Raw genomic sequence first — 14,420 nt, forward strand, 5'->3', positions numbered from 1 at the left:
CCCTGGAGGCGCCTTTTTTGCAAACCGGTGCGGCTTAAAGCGGCTTGTCGTTCTGTGCCTTGAGCAGATCGCGGATCTCGCCCAGCAGCACTTCTTCCTTGGTCGGCGTCGGCGGCAGGCTCGGTGCCTTGGCCTCTTCGCGCTTGAGACGGTTGATCACCTTCACGCCCATGAAAATTGCAAATGCCACGATCAGGAAATCGACGACGCTCTGGATGAACTTGCCATACGCCAGCACCACGGCCGGTGCATCGCCCTGGGCGGCCTTGAGCGTGATCGCCAGATCACCGAAGTCCACACCGCCGATCAACAGACCGAGCGGCGGCATCACCACGTCGCCTACAAATGAGGAAACAATTTTGCCGAAGGCGGCGCCGATGATGATACCGACGGCCATGTCGACCACATTACCTTTGACCGCGAAGGCCTTGAACTCACTGATCACGCCCATAGGTTATTCCTTGTTACAGATGAGAAGGGTGGTGCCAAGTGTAAGTCAGTCGATGCGGGCTTGCGCGACACAACTGTTAACACTGTTGGTTTTTATCGACACATTAAAACGCAAATAGTTTGCAAAGTGCCACCAATCGCGCGCGAAATACCCGGAAATTCAGTGGGTTACCACACTCATTTATTAATCGGCCTGGTATGAGTTTTCTATTTATCTTCTGACTCTCGGGTCACTAGCCTCTGGCAAGCACAACTGAATGTGCATCAAAAAAACCAGAGGAAACCTTGATGAAAAATCCAACCCGCCGCGGGCCGGTGCTGGCGCGACACGCGCTGCTCCTGGTCACCGCCAGCCTGCTTTCCCTGTCTGTACACGCCGCCAACCTCACCCGCGACAACGGTGCCACGGTTGGCGATAACCAGAACTCGCAAACCGCCGGTGCCACCGGCCCGGTGCTGCTGCAAGACGTACAGCTGATTCAGAAACTGCAACGCTTCGACCGCGAGCGTATCCCGGAGCGTGTGGTGCACGCGCGCGGCACCGGCGCCCACGGCACCTTCACCGTGACCGATGGCCTCAGCGACCTCACCAAGGCCAAAGTATTCGCCGCCGGCGAGACCACTCCGGTGTTCGTGCGCTTCTCCGCCGTGGTGCATGGCAACCATTCCCCGGAAACCCTGCGTGACCCACGCGGCTTCGCCACCAAGTTCTATACCGCTGACGGTAACTGGGACTTGGTGGGCAATAACTTCCCGACGTTCTTTATTCGCGACGCCATCAAGTTCCCTGACATGGTGCATGCGTTCAAACCTGATCCGCGCACTAACCTGGACGACGATTCGCGCCGGTTCGACTTCTTCTCCCATGTTCCCGAGTCGACCCGCACGCTCACCGAGTTGTATTCCGACGCCGGCACACCCGCCAGTTACCGGGAAATGGATGGCAATGGCGTACACGCCTACAAGTTGATTAACGCCAAGGGCGAAGTGCATTACGTCAAGTTCCACTGGAAGAGCCTGCAAGGCATCAAGAATTTAGATCCCAAACAAGTGGTGCAAGTACAGGGGCGCGATTACAGCCACATGACTAACGACTTGGTCACCCATATCAACAAGGGCGACTTCCCGAAGTGGGACTTGTATGTGCAAGTGCTCAAGCCTGAAGACTTGGCCAAGTTCGACTTCGATCCACTGGACGCCACCAAGATCTGGCCGAATGTGCCCGAGCGCAAAGTGGGGCAGATGGTCCTCAACCGTAATCCGGCCAACGTTTTCCAAGAGACCGAACAAGTCGCCATGGCGCCGGCCAACCTGGTGCCGGGCATCGAGCCGTCTGAAGACCGCCTGCTGCAAGGCCGTGTGTTCTCCTACGCCGACACCCAGATGTACCGCCTGGGCGCCAATGCCCTGCAACTGCCGATCAACGCCCCGCGCGTGACCGTCAACAACGGCAATCAGGACGGCGCGATGAACAGCGGCAAGACCAGCAGCGGTGTGAACTATCAGCCAAGCCGCCTGGAACCGCGTGAAGAGCCACAAGCCGCGCGCTACAGCCAGTTGCCGCTGTCCGGCAGCACCCAGCAGGCGAAAATCCAGCGCGAGCAGAACTTCAAGCAGGCCGGTGATCTGTACCGTTCGTACAGTCAGAAAGAGCGTCAGGACCTGATTGAAAACTTCGGCGGCTCCCTGGCCACCACCGATGACGAGAGCAAGCACATCATTCTCTCGTTCCTCTATAAGGCCGATCCGGAATACGGCACCGGCGTGGCCAAGGTCGCCAAGGGCGATCTGGCCCGCGTGAAGGCGCTGGCCGACAAACTGACCGACTGACCCGTTGGTTCCGATCGGCGTCCACGCGGGCGCCGATCCCTTGGCAGGAGAACTCCCATGCGTATTTCCATTGGCTTGCTGATCGCCATGCTGGCCTTCACGGCTCGGGCCGAATCCGCCGACCCGGTCGCGCTCAAGGCGCAACTGCAGGACTATTACTTCGACGCCGCCCGCCGTGGCGACCTCGACATGCTCAATACATTCATTGAGTCCGGCTACAGCCTGAACACCCAGGACGACAAGGGCTACACCGCCCTGATCCTCGCCGCCTACCATGGCCAGGCGCCCTTTGTGGAGCGCTTGCTGGACGCCGGTGCCGACGCCTGCGTGCAGGATAAACGCGGTAACACCGCCCTGATGGGCGCGATCTTCAAGGGTGAGCTGAAAATTGCCCAGCGCCTGCTGGCCACCGACTGCAACCCCGACCAGCGCAACGGTGCCGGGCAGACCGCCGCCATGTACGCCGGGCTGTTCAAGCGCATCGAACTGCTGGATGAACTGAAGGCCAAGGGCGCCGACCTCAACGCCGAAGACCCGGTGGGTAACAGTGCCTCGCGATTGGCCAGCGGTGAAATCCGGACCCCGGCGTCGCGCTGAGCTATCATCGCGGTTTTTCAGTTGGAGGTTCTCGAATGGCAAAGGCCAAGCGCATGTACGGCTGCACGGAGTGCGGCGCGACCTTTCCCAAGTGGGCCGGCCAGTGCGGCGAATGCGGCGCGTGGAACACCCTGACGGAAACCATGATCGAGAGCGGCGGGGCGGCTGCGCCCACCGGTCGCGCCGGCTGGACCGGGCAACAGGCGCAGATCAAAACCCTGGCTGAAGTCAGCGTCGAAGAGATTCCGCGATTTTCCACGGCCTCCGGTGAACTGGACCGGGTGCTGGGCGGCGGCCTGGTGGATGGCTCGGTGGTGCTGATCGGCGGCGACCCGGGCATCGGCAAGTCGACCATTCTGTTGCAGACCTTGTGCAGCATTGCCAGCCGCATGCCGGCGCTGTACGTCACCGGTGAAGAATCCCAGCAACAAGTGGCCATGCGCGCCCGTCGCCTGGGCCTGCCCCAGGACCAGTTGCGGGTGATGACCGAAACCTGCATCGAAAGCATCATTGCCACGGCTCGTGTGGAAAAGCCCAAAGTCATGGTGATCGACTCGATCCAGACGATTTTTACCGAGCAATTGCAATCGGCGCCGGGCGGCGTGTCCCAGGTACGCGAGAGCGCGGCGCTGCTGGTGCGTTATGCCAAGCAGAGCGGCACGGCGATTTTCCTGGTCGGCCACGTCACCAAAGAGGGTGCGCTGGCGGGGCCTCGCGTGCTGGAGCATATGGTCGACACTGTGCTGTATTTCGAGGGCGAGTCCGACGGACGCCTGCGTTTGCTGCGGGCGGTAAAGAACCGTTTCGGTGCGGTCAACGAACTGGGTGTCTTCGCCATGACCGACCGAGGGTTGAAGGAAGTTTCCAACCCTTCGGCGATTTTCCTGACCCGCGCCCAGGAGGAAGTCCCCGGCAGCGTGGTCATGGCCACGTGGGAAGGCACCCGGCCGATGCTGGTGGAGGTCCAGGCGCTGGTGGATGACAGCCATCTGGCCAATCCGCGTCGGGTGACGCTGGGGCTGGATCAGAACCGCCTGGCCATGCTGCTCGCGGTGCTGCATCGCCATGGCGGCATTCCGACCCACGACCAGGACGTATTTCTCAATGTGGTCGGCGGGGTCAAGGTGCTGGAAACTGCGTCCGACCTGGCCTTGATGGCGGCGGTGATGTCCAGCCTGCGCAACCGGCCATTACCTCATGACCTGTTGGTGTTCGGTGAAGTCGGCCTGTCCGGCGAAGTGCGCCCGGTGCCGAGCGGTCAGGAACGACTCAAGGAAGCCGCCAAGCACGGCTTCAAGCGCGCGATCGTGCCCAAGGGCAACGCGCCGAAGGAAGCGCCGGCGGGGCTGCAGGTCATTGCGGTGACGCGGCTGGAGCAGGCGCTCGATGCACTTTTCGAATAACAAGGGAACCACCCGATGCAACGATCGAACGACTGGGCGGTAGTCGCCCTGCTTGTCGCCCTGACCGGCGCGCCCGCCATGGCCGCGGCTGCCGAGCTGCCGCCCGGTTACCGCCTGGCCCAGACGCTGGCAACCGAAGAGGGCAACCAGCTGCAGATCCTGGAAGACCAGCGCATCAGCGCGCAGATGCATAAGGACAATTGGGGCAGTGGGCTGGATGAGGACTCGTTCGACGAGCCCGGCGATCTGGTCGACAACCCGCTGCTTGAGGCTCAAGTACGCCTGGTGTCGGCCGCCGATAAAGTGGTTGCGCAGCAGGACCTTGGCTACCCGCTGGCCGAGGTCGGTAAAGCCCCGCTCAAGGGTTTACCCGCGCCGGTGTATTTCCTGAGCATCGATGAGACCGCGCCGATGGGCTCCTACAGCGGCCCTGCCACTCAATTGCTGCTGCCGGCCAAACAGCAACTCACCCCGCTGAGCTACACCGGCGCGGACGGCAAGCCTCAACCGCTGACCCTGGCCCACACGGGGAAGGCTGACTGGCAGGTGGCGACGCCGGCCAGTGGCGGGCCGGATGAACTGTTGCAGGTATCGTCGTTTATGGACGGCGACGGTGAGGACGATTTCACCACGCGCTACCAGACGTATCGCTATGTCGACGGGCAATGGCAAGTTGCGTCGAGCCAGAAAAAGGGCTACTGGGACATGGAAAGCGACTTTCCCGGCCGCGAGGCGTTTCCCTGAGCCTATAGCGCCAGCAAAGCGCCCAACTCTCGCTCAAGTTCATCTTGATCGCCGAGGTTCAATTCGATCAGCCGTCGCAGGTGGCTGATCGAATCCAGGTCGATTTCTTTGCACACAAAGCCCAGTTGGCCGTGATCGTCATGGGTCAGCCTGACCTGCATCTTGATATGCGCTTTGGGATCCAGGCGGATATCCACCTCGAACGGCAGGTCTTTATTGCCCTTCCAATGTTCGGGCCGCTTTACTGCCAGGCCCTTGAGCGACAGATCCACTAAGGTTACTGGCCATTGCTGCTCGTTTTGGCGAAGTTCGGTTTTCGCATCCAGGGCGATCCGGCGGAAACAGCGGCGGTCGGACGGGTGATCGGTCATGGTGAAACCCTCTGAGGATGGATGGAGTGTAGCCCTGCGCCATCATTGGGCGATTTTTTCTGCTTTTTTCAGCGCTGCAGGGCTCTAGACCAATGGAGGGGGGTGGCCTTTGGGGCCAACAGCGCTAAACTCCGAGTGGCTGTCCTTTCTGTCCACCCTGGCTGGAATATAAAAATGAAAAATAATAATAGCCTGCTACGCCACTTACCCTGGCTGGTGCTGGCAATCGTAGGAGCGTGCGCCCTGGGCGTAGTGGCCTTGCGCCGCGGCGAGGCGATCAACGCCTTGTGGATTGTGGTGGCCGCAGTGGCCATCTACCTGGTTGCTTACCGTTACTACAGTCTGTTCATCGCTAACAACGTGATGCAGCTCGACCCACGGCGGGCCACCCCCGCAGTGCTCAACAATGACGGTCTGGACTATGTGCCGACCAACAAACACATCCTGTTCGGTCACCACTTTGCCGCCATTGCCGGCGCAGGCCCGCTGGTCGGCCCGGTGCTGGCGGCGCAGATGGGCTATCTGCCCGGCACACTCTGGCTGATCGCCGGCGTGGTGCTGGCCGGTGCGGTGCAGGACTTTATGGTGCTGTTCCTGTCCACCCGTCGCAACGGCCGATCCCTGGGGGATATGGTGCGCGAAGAGATGGGGCGCATTCCGGGGACTATCGCGCTGTTCGGCTGCTTCCTGATCATGATCATCATCCTCGCGGTGCTGGCGCTGATCGTGGTCAAGGCCCTGGCCGAGAGCCCATGGGGCATCTTCACGGTGATGGCGACCATCCCGATCGCGATGTTCATGGGCATTTACATGCGCCACATCCGCCCGGGCCGCATCGGCGAGATTTCCATCATCGGCGTGCTGTTGCTGCTCGGCTCGATCTGGCTGGGCGGGCAGATTGCCGCCGATCCGGTGTGGGCCAAGGCGTTCAGCTTCACCGGCGTGCAAATCACCTGGATGCTGATCGGCTACGGTTTCGTGGCGGCGGTATTGCCGGTGTGGCTGATCCTGGCGCCGCGCGACTACCTGTCGACCTTCCTCAAGATCGGCACCATCATCGCCCTGGCGATCGGTATCCTGGTCACCATGCCCGAGCTGAAAATGCCGGCGCTGACCCAGTTCATCGATGGCACCGGCCCGGTGTGGAAAGGCGGGCTGTTCCCGTTCCTGTTCATCACCATCGCCTGTGGCGCGGTCTCGGGTTTCCACGCGCTGATTTCGTCGGGCACCACGCCCAAGCTGCTGGATAACGAAACCAACGCCCGCTACATCGGTTACGGCGGCATGTTGATGGAGTCCTTCGTGGCCATCATGGCGATGGTCGCGGCCTCGGTGATCGAGCCCGGTGTGTACTTCGCCATGAACAGCCCGGCCGCCGTGGTTGGCGGTGACGTAATGGCCGTGGCGCAGACCGTCAGCAGCTGGGGTTTTGCTATCACCCCGGAAGCGCTGCAGGCGGTGGCCCATGACATCGGCGAAACCACCATCCTGGCGCGTGCCGGCGGTGCGCCGACATTGGCAGTCGGTATCGCGCAGATCCTGCACAGTGTGCTGCCGGGTGAAAACACCATGGCGTTCTGGTACCACTTTGCGATCCTGTTCGAAGCCTTGTTCATCTTGACCGCTGTCGACGCCGGTACCCGTGCCGGCCGCTTCATGCTGCAGGACCTGCTGGGCTCGTTCGTGCCGGCGCTCAAGCGTACCGAGTCGTGGACCGCCAACCTGATCGCGACCGCCGGTTGTGTAGCGATGTGGGGTTACCTGCTGTATCAAGGCGTGATCGACCCACTGGGCGGTATCAACACGTTGTGGCCGCTGTTCGGCATCTCCAACCAGATGCTGGCCGGTATCGCGCTGATGCTCGCCACCGTTGTGCTGATCAAGATGAAGCGCCAGCGCTACATCTGGGTAACGATGCTGCCGGCCGTATGGCTGCTGATCTGCACCACCACCGCAGGCTTCATCAAGCTGTTCGACGCCAACCCGGCAATCGGCTTCCTGTCGCTGGCCAAGAAGTACAGCGATGCCCTGGCCGGTGGTCAGATCCTCGCGCCGGCCAAGAGCATCGACCAGATGCAGCACGTGATCTGGAACGCCTACACCAACGCGACACTGACGGCGTTGTTCCTGTTCGTGGTATTCAGCATCCTGTTCTATGCGCTCAAGGTCGGCGTCGCCGCCTGGGGCAACAAGGAACGTACGGATAAAGAAGCCCCGTTCCAGGCCATTCCGGACGCATGATCGAGGATTGCAGCCATGTTCAATGACATCAGTCGCCTGGGTAAATACCTCGGTCAGGCCGCACGCCTGATGGTCGGCATGCCCGACTACGACACCTACGTCGAGCATATGCAAACCAAGCACCCGGACAAGCCGGTGATGGACTACAAGGCGTTCTTCCGGGAACGCCAGGAAGCCCGTTACGGCGGCAAGGGTGGGCCCAAGTGCTGCTGACCCGTTAGTTCGGGCTGGCGATGATCCACTGTGGGAGGGGGCTTGCCCCCGATAGCGGTGTCTCAGTGACACATAAGTGCCTGACACACTGCTATCGGAGGCAAGCCCTCTCCCACATTTGTTTTGTGTTTCTTCAGTTAATAAGGAGAACTGTTTTTGTCCTCTCCCATTCCCGTCACCGTCCTCAGTGGCTTTCTCGGCGCCGGCAAGACCACCTTGCTGCGCCACCTGCTCAAAGCCGAGCACGGCCTTAAAATCGCCGTGATCGAAAACGAATTCAGTGACGCCGGTATCGATACTCAGCTGTTGGGCGCCGAGCCGGTGCAGGTCATGACCCTGTCCAACGGCTGCGTTTGCTGCACTATCCACACCGACCTGACCAAGGCCCTTTACCTGCTGCTGGAACGCCTGGACAGCGGTGAGATTGCTTTCGACCGCCTGGTGATCGAGTGCACCGGCCTGGCCGACCCGGCGCCGGTGGCCCAGACATTTTTCATCGACGAGGAATTGCGCGAGCGCTACATCCTCGACGGCATCATCACCCTGGTGGACGCGGCCCACGCCGAGCACCACCTGACCCAGACCATCGCCCAGGCGCAGATTGGCTTTGCCGACCGCTTGTTGGTGAGCAAGCGTGATCTGGTGGACGCCACCACATTCGACGCTCTCAGCGAACGCCTGACGCGTATCAACCGTCGCGCGCCGATCCACGTCGTCGAGCACGGCAAGATAGATTTGGCTCAGTTGCTCGATGTCCGTGGTTTCAACCTCAATGCCGGCATGAGCCTGCGTCCGGTGGGCCAGGCGCCGTCCATCGACCGTATCTCCAGCCTGGTGCTGCGCACCGACCAGCCGCTGGACATCGACCGCCTCAGTGAATTTATGAACGAACTGCTGGAAGACCACGGCAAGCAATTGCTGCGCTACAAAGGCGTGCTGAATATTGCCGGGGAGGACCGGCGCATGGTGTTCCAGGGTGTGCTGAAGCTCTATGGTTTCGACTGGGACACGCAGTGGGGCGAGGGCGAGGCTCGGGAGAGTGTGATCGTGTTTATTGCCGATGAATTGCCGGAAGACAAGATCCGCGAAGGCTTTGCCAAGGTCTACCAACCCTGAAAACCCTGTGGCAGGGGGCTTGAGCGCATTTCACATTGAAATCTGGCATAAAAAAGCCCGGCTCTAGAGCCGGGCTTCTTATTCAAGCAACTGCAATCAAGCGCCGTATACCGGCAGCTTCTTGCAGATGGCCTTGACCTTCTCACGTACCGCGTCGATCACGGCTTCGTTGTTCAGGTCAGCCAGGATGTCGCAGATCCAGCCGGCCAGTTCCTTGCACTCTGCTTCCTTGAAGCCGCGAGTGGTCACAGCCGGGGTGCCGAAACGCAGGCCGGAAGTGACGAACGGCGAGCGTGGGTCGTTCGGTACCGAGTTTTTGTTCACGGTGATGAAGGCTTTGCCCAGGGCAGCGTCCGCATCTTTACCGGAGATGTCCTGCTTGATCAGCGACAGCAGGAACAGGTGGTTTTCAGTGCCGCCGGACACCACGTCAAAGCCACGCTCGATGAACACACCGGCCATGGCCTTGGCGTTCTTCACCACTTGTTGCTGGTAGGTCTTGAACTCAGGCTGCAGGGCTTCCTTGAAGCAGATCGCTTTAGCGGCGATCACGTGCTCCAGCGGGCCACCCTGGGCACCAGGGAAGACGGCGGAGTTCAGCTTCTTCTCGATCTCGGCGTTGGCGCGCGCCAGGATCAGGCCGCCACGTGGACCGCGCAGGGTTTTGTGGGTGGTGGTGGTGACCACGTCAGCGAATGGCACCGGGTTCGGGTAGACGCCGGCGGCGACCAGACCGGCCACGTGGGCCATGTCGACGAACAGGTAGGCACCGACTTTGTCGGCGATGGCGCGAAAACGCGGGAAGTCCAGGATCTGCGAGTAGGCAGAGAAACCGGCCACGATCATTTTTGGCTTGTGCTCAACGGCCAGGCGCTCGACTTCGTCGTAGTCGATCAGGCCATTGGCATCGATACCGTATTGAACGGCGTTGTACAGCTTGCCGGAGGAGGACACGCTGGCGCCGTGGGTCAGGTGACCGCCGTGGGCCAGGCTCATGCCCAGAATGGTGTCGCCGCCTTGCAGCAGGGCCAGGTACACGGCGCTGTTGGCCTGGGAACCGGCGTGCGGCTGGACGTTGGCGTAATCGGCGCCGAACAGTTCCTTGGCACGGTCGATGGCCAGTTGTTCAACCACGTCGACGTACTCGCAACCACCGTAGTAGCGCTTGCCCGGGTAGCCTTCGGCGTACTTGTTGGTGAGTACAGAGCCTTGAGCCTCCATCACCGCAGGGCTGGTGTAGTTTTCCGAAGCGATCAGCTCAATGTGCTCTTCCTGGCGCACGGCTTCTTGCTCCATGGCGGCGAAGAGATCGGCGTCGTACTTGGCAATAGTCAAATCACGGCTGAACATGGCGGTCCTCAAGGATCGGGGGCAGAAAAGGAGGGCATTCTAACCCAATGGGTTTTAGATGGCATATGAAAGGACGTCATGTCGCGGACAAGCGGGATTCACCTCGGGATGGGTGGTGGCTGTGCCGGCCTCATCGGGGGCAAGCCCCCTCCCACCTTCGATTTGTGAATACATTCAAATGTGGGAGGGGCTTGCCCCCGATGAGGCCAGTGGCCGCACCACACCCTTCAATCGAACATGAAGAGGGCATCATTGCTGAACTGCGCCTCGAACCGATTCGCCGGCATCGGCCGCCCGAACAGGTAGCCCTGGACCTCGTCGCAACCATGTTCGCGCAGGAAGTCCAGTTGCTCATGGGTTTCCACGCCCTCGGCGATCACCGCCAGGTTCAGGCTGTGGGCCATGGCGATAATCGCGCGGGCGATCTGCGCGTCCTGTTCGCCGGACGGCAGGCCGTCGACGAAGGTGCGGTCGATCTTCAGCACATCGATGGGGAATTGCTTGAGGTAGTTGAGCGACGAGTAACCGGTGCCGAAGTCGTCCACCGCAATGCTCAAGCCCAGGTTTTTCAGGCTGTCGAGGATGTGCATGGCTTCGTTGACTTCACGCATCAGGATACTTTCCGTCAGCTCCAGTTCCAGACACGCCGGCGGCAGGCCGGTGTCCTTCAGAATGTTGGCGATGCGCGTGCCCAACTGGCCGTCGGAAAACTGCCGCGCGGAGATGTTCACCGAGACTTTCGGCACGCGCACTTTGTTCTGATGCCAGGTCCTGAGCTGGCGGCAGGCCTCGCTGATGACCCAGTCGCCTACGTCCACCACCAGGCCCAGCTCTTCCAGTACCGGGATGAAATCGCCTGGGGGTACCAGCCCGCGCCGTGGGTGGCGCCAGCGCAGCAGGGCTTCGGCGCCGGTCAGGCGTTTGCCGTCGCCGCTGAACTGCGGTTGGTAATAGAGCACGAATTCGTTCTGGTCGAGGGCGTGGCGCAGGTCGCTTTCCAGTTCCAGGCGTTCCAGGGCGCTGGCGTTCATGTCGGCCTGGTAGAACTGGAAGTTGTTCTTGCCGCGCTCCTTGGCGTGATACATCGCCGTGTCGGCGTTTTTCATCAGTTGGCTCAGCTCATTGCCATCCTGCGGGCTCAGGGCGATACCGATACTGGCGGTCACAAAGAACTCGCGGCCTTCCAGCACGAACGGCTTCACCAGGCTCGCAAGGATTTGCTCGGCCACATGAATGGCGCGGTTGAGCGCCAGTTCACGATTGACCCGGGGTTGCAGCAACAAGGTGAATTCGTCGCCGCCCATGCGCGCTACGGTGTCGTCTTCGGCCACGCAGCCGAGCAGGCGGGTTGCCATTTCCTTGAGCATGCGGTCGCCGGCGGCGTGGCCCAGGGAGTCGTTGATCGGTTTGAAGCGGTCGAGGTCGAGGAACATCAGCACCACCCACGACTTCTGCCGTTCGGCCGCCTGCAACGCGGTGTGCAGGCGGTCCTGGAACAATGTGCGGTTGGGCAGGTGAGTCAGGGCGTCGTAATAGGCCAGGCGGTGGATGCGCTGTTCGCTGGCCTTGCGCTCGCTGATGTCGCTGAAGAAACACACATAGCTGGCCAGGTCGCCTTCGTCGTCGAACACTGCGGTAATGCCGACCCAGGCCGGGTAATGCTCGCCGTTGCGGCGCTTGAGCCACACCTCGCCTTCCCAGGTGCTGTGCTGGTGCAATTGCTTGAGAACGTAGCGCAGGTGGGCTTCCTGCTGCTCGTCGACGGTCAGCATGTTCGGCAACTGGTCCAGCACATCCGCCACTTCATAGCCACTGACGCGGCTGAACGCTTCGTTGGCCTGCACGATATAGCCGGCCGGGTCGGTGATCAGGATCGCCGATGTGGAGTGCTCGAATACCGTGGCCGCCATGCGCAGGTCTTTTTCCGCGCGGCGTTGCTGGCTGATGTCGCGGCCCACGCCGAGGATGCCCTCGAAGGTGCCGTGCTCGTCCCATACCAGCACCACGCGCAGTTCGATCGGCACTTTGCGGCCATCGGCGCGCAGGCAGTCGAACAGAAACAGCTGGGTCTGCACCTGATCGCGCAGTTTGCTCAGGGCCGCCTGGTCGCCCAGCGCGCGACTGACCTGTTCCACCAGGCTGTAGATGCCGGCCAATTGCTGCGGGTTGGCGATGATCGATTGCCAACCGTTCTTGAACACCCAGTCCACGTCATAGCCCAGCACCGCATTGACCGATGGGCTGATGTAGTTGAGCGCCAGTTGGCTGTCGGTGGAGCAGATCACGTCGCTGATGCTTTCGGCGAGCATGCGGTAGCGCTGCTCGCTGTCGCGCAGCGATTCGCTGGCTTCGATCTGGTCGGTAATGTCCTTGGCCACGCCGATGATGCGCGTGACTTGCGAGCTCTTGTCCCGGGCCAGGGCCTGTTCACGGATATCGAAGCGTCGCCACTGGTTGTTGCGATGGCGAAAGCGCAACTGACAGTGCAGCTGGGTCGCGTAGCCCGCCTGGCGTTGCTGCTGGCGCAGCTCGTGGTAGTGCTCGGCATCTTCGGGGTGGAGCAGGATCTCCCAGAAGTACTCGCCCATTTGCTGCAGTTCGGCGCGGTTATAGCCGAGCGTGTGGCCCAGATGATGGTTGCTGAAAATCATGCGTTGGCTGATCACGTCCTGCACATACAGGTGGTCGGGCACCGTACGGACCACGTCCGACCAGAAGCTTTCGCGCTCCACCAGCGACAGCTCGATCAGCTTGCGGCTGGTGATATCGCTGATGCTGAGGATCACCGCCTTGAAATCGTCCTGCTGCTCCGGCAAGCGCATGACCAGCCACAGGTACTGTTCGTTGCCGGCCACGTCCTTGAGCTGGATTTCCAGCTCCAACTGGTCCTGCTGAGTCAGGACCGCCTCAAGCACCTGATAGCCGATAGAGGTAGCGTTGTCCGGGCAATCGCTGATCAGGCGCTGCCAGGCCTCTTCGCACGAGCCCACGTTCAGCAGGCGCACCGCCACCTGGTTGATTTCAGTGATGCGCAGTTCGCTGAGCAATAGCCGGCACTGCGCCGGGTCGGCCAGTCGCCAGGCCTGCAGTTGCTCGCGGGTCTGCAGGCGAGCCTTATCGAAAAAGGCATTGAGCCCCGACAGGTCCAGCACGCACAGGGCCACGCCGGTGCCTTCGAAAATATCCTGATAACGGCGCCGGCCCTCATGCACCTGGCGCTGACGGCGGCGCATGTTCAGCAGGACAATCACCGGGATCAGCGAGAACGCCAGCCCCAACAGGCATTTACCGATAAACGCCGGCAGCAGTTCTTCGAGCACGGCGGTGCGGTCGAACAGGCCGCGCAGTTGCCAGTCGCTTTTGCTCAGGGGAGTGATCAGTACGGTTTTGTTCAATTCGTCCGGGGTCAGGGCACCGGCCCATTGGGCCGGCATGCCGGTGTCGCGGCTGATCACGCGGTGGTTGAGGCGATTCTCGATGGCCCACGTCGGGCGCTGGCCCTGGTTGTCCTGGGGAGTCAGGTTGGCCAGGTACTCGGGCGCCAGGCGTAGCGCCCAGTAGACCCGCGAGCCGCCGCTGGGCTGGTGGAGCAGCAAATAGATGAGGGAGCCGTCGTCGTTGTTGCTCAGGTAATACGCCTGGCCGTGGCTGCGCTCTACCAGCTCGTCGAGCCAGGCGCTGTCCTGGCTGTCCGTGGCACTGTCGCTGATCATCGCGCCGCTGGGAGCCAGCAGGGCGACGCTGCGCAATTCCGGCAGGGAACGCTGCAGTGTGCGCATCAAGGCCTGTTGCTGTTCGCTGTCGCGGGGCGCCTCGACCATCGGCAGCAGGTTGAGCGCGATCTTGGCGCTCAGGGCCATGTTCAGGCTGATTTGTTCGGCCAGGTCGGCGCTGTAGTCGATGGTGTATTGCTGTTGGTTTTTCTGGTTTTGCTGCAGTTGATCCAGCAGTTGCCAGAACAATAAAGCGAGCAGCAGCAGGACGAGCGTCGCCAATGCGCCTTTGAGAGGACCGTGCAGGGGCGCTCCTGGCGCTAGATGAGCGGCGCGCAAAGGAGTTGGCGGCGTGACTTTGGACAAGCTGTAATCCTGCGGTTTGGCTGGAC

11 protein-coding genes are annotated in these 14,420 nt (G+C 61.4%); 7 read left to right on the plus strand and 4 right to left on the minus strand.

Annotated features, from left to right (window positions below; genetic code table 11):
• Positions 1 to 34: 34 nt before the first annotated feature.
• Positions 35 to 451, minus strand: coding sequence for a large-conductance mechanosensitive channel protein MscL (gene mscL, locus OSC50_RS02675; RefSeq protein WP_181080059.1), 417 nt, complete (start codon positions 449 to 451; stop codon positions 35 to 37).
• Positions 452 to 738: 287 nt separating this feature from the next.
• Here mscL and katB point away from each other — a divergent pair, with 287 nt between their 5' ends.
• Genes katB through OSC50_RS02695 form a run of 4 tightly spaced genes read left to right on the plus strand, consistent with a single transcriptional unit; the run spans position 739 to position 5,024 of the window.
• Complete coding sequence (katB, locus tag OSC50_RS02680) at positions 739 to 2,280, plus strand: catalase KatB (RefSeq protein WP_266246855.1); 1,542 nt, start codon at positions 739 to 741, stop codon at positions 2,278 to 2,280.
• Between the two features lie 57 nt (positions 2,281 to 2,337).
• Positions 2,338 to 2,877, plus strand: coding sequence for an ankyrin repeat domain-containing protein (locus tag OSC50_RS02685; protein WP_181080057.1), 540 nt, complete (start codon positions 2,338 to 2,340; stop codon positions 2,875 to 2,877).
• A 35-nt stretch (positions 2,878 to 2,912) separates the two neighbouring features.
• Positions 2,913 to 4,280, plus strand: coding sequence for a DNA repair protein RadA (gene radA / locus OSC50_RS02690; protein ID WP_181080056.1), 1,368 nt, complete (start codon positions 2,913 to 2,915; stop codon positions 4,278 to 4,280).
• Between the two features lie 15 nt (positions 4,281 to 4,295).
• On the plus strand, positions 4,296 to 5,024 hold the full coding sequence (locus OSC50_RS02695) for a hypothetical protein (protein ID WP_266246854.1): 729 nt from the start codon (positions 4,296 to 4,298) through the stop codon (positions 5,022 to 5,024).
• Positions 5,025 to 5,026: 2 nt separating this feature from the next.
• Here the strand turns inward: OSC50_RS02695 and OSC50_RS02700 are convergent, their stop codons facing one another.
• Entirely contained in the window at positions 5,027 to 5,395 is a 369-nt protein-coding gene (locus OSC50_RS02700; RefSeq protein WP_181080054.1) for a PilZ domain-containing protein, read from the minus strand.
• Positions 5,396 to 5,569: 174 nt separating this feature from the next.
• Between OSC50_RS02700 and OSC50_RS02705 the strand changes: the two genes are divergently transcribed.
• From OSC50_RS02705 to yjiA, 3 genes are all read left to right on the plus strand, one after another.
• The gene (locus OSC50_RS02705) at positions 5,570 to 7,636 is read left to right on the plus strand and encodes a carbon starvation CstA family protein (RefSeq protein ID WP_266246853.1); all 2,067 of its coding nucleotides are present in this window, start codon (positions 5,570 to 5,572) and stop codon (positions 7,634 to 7,636) included.
• Positions 7,637 to 7,651: 15 nt separating this feature from the next.
• Positions 7,652 to 7,849 (plus strand): YbdD/YjiX family protein, encoded by a 198-nt coding sequence (locus OSC50_RS02710; RefSeq protein WP_003194308.1) that lies wholly within the window; start codon positions 7,652 to 7,654, stop codon positions 7,847 to 7,849.
• Between the two features lie 156 nt (positions 7,850 to 8,005).
• Positions 8,006 to 8,965, plus strand: coding sequence for a GTPase (gene yjiA / locus OSC50_RS02715; RefSeq protein WP_266246851.1), 960 nt, complete (start codon positions 8,006 to 8,008; stop codon positions 8,963 to 8,965).
• Positions 8,966 to 9,061: 96 nt separating this feature from the next.
• Here yjiA and glyA read toward each other — a convergent pair whose 3' ends face one another.
• The gene (gene glyA, locus OSC50_RS02720; protein ID WP_017528864.1) at positions 9,062 to 10,315 is read right to left on the minus strand and encodes a serine hydroxymethyltransferase; all 1,254 of its coding nucleotides are present in this window, start codon (positions 10,313 to 10,315) and stop codon (positions 9,062 to 9,064) included.
• Positions 10,316 to 10,542: 227 nt separating this feature from the next.
• Entirely contained in the window at positions 10,543 to 14,394 is a 3,852-nt protein-coding gene (locus OSC50_RS02725) for a sensor domain-containing protein (protein WP_266246849.1), read from the minus strand.
• Positions 14,395 to 14,420: the final 26 nt, after the last annotated feature.

Source organism: Pseudomonas quebecensis, assembly GCF_026410085.1.
GTDB lineage: Bacteria > Pseudomonadota > Gammaproteobacteria > Pseudomonadales > Pseudomonadaceae > Aquipseudomonas > Aquipseudomonas quebecensis.

Coding starts and splice junctions, on each gene's coding strand:
- OSC50_RS02700 (WP_181080054.1), bottom strand. CDS start 5,395: ATGACCGATCACCCGTCCGACCGCCGCTGTTTCCGCCGGATCGCCCTG.
- OSC50_RS02705 (WP_266246853.1), top strand. CDS start 5,570: ATGAAAAATAATAATAGCCTGCTACGCCACTTACCCTGGCTGGTGCTG.
- radA (WP_181080056.1), top strand. CDS start 2,913: ATGGCAAAGGCCAAGCGCATGTACGGCTGCACGGAGTGCGGCGCGACC.
- OSC50_RS02710 (WP_003194308.1), top strand. CDS start 7,652: ATGTTCAATGACATCAGTCGCCTGGGTAAATACCTCGGTCAGGCCGCA.
- OSC50_RS02695 (WP_266246854.1), top strand. CDS start 4,296: ATGCAACGATCGAACGACTGGGCGGTAGTCGCCCTGCTTGTCGCCCTG.
- mscL (WP_181080059.1), bottom strand. CDS start 451: ATGGGCGTGATCAGTGAGTTCAAGGCCTTCGCGGTCAAAGGTAATGTG.
- katB (WP_266246855.1), top strand. CDS start 739: ATGAAAAATCCAACCCGCCGCGGGCCGGTGCTGGCGCGACACGCGCTG.
- glyA (WP_017528864.1), bottom strand. CDS start 10,315: ATGTTCAGCCGTGATTTGACTATTGCCAAGTACGACGCCGATCTCTTC.
- OSC50_RS02685 (WP_181080057.1), top strand. CDS start 2,338: ATGCGTATTTCCATTGGCTTGCTGATCGCCATGCTGGCCTTCACGGCT.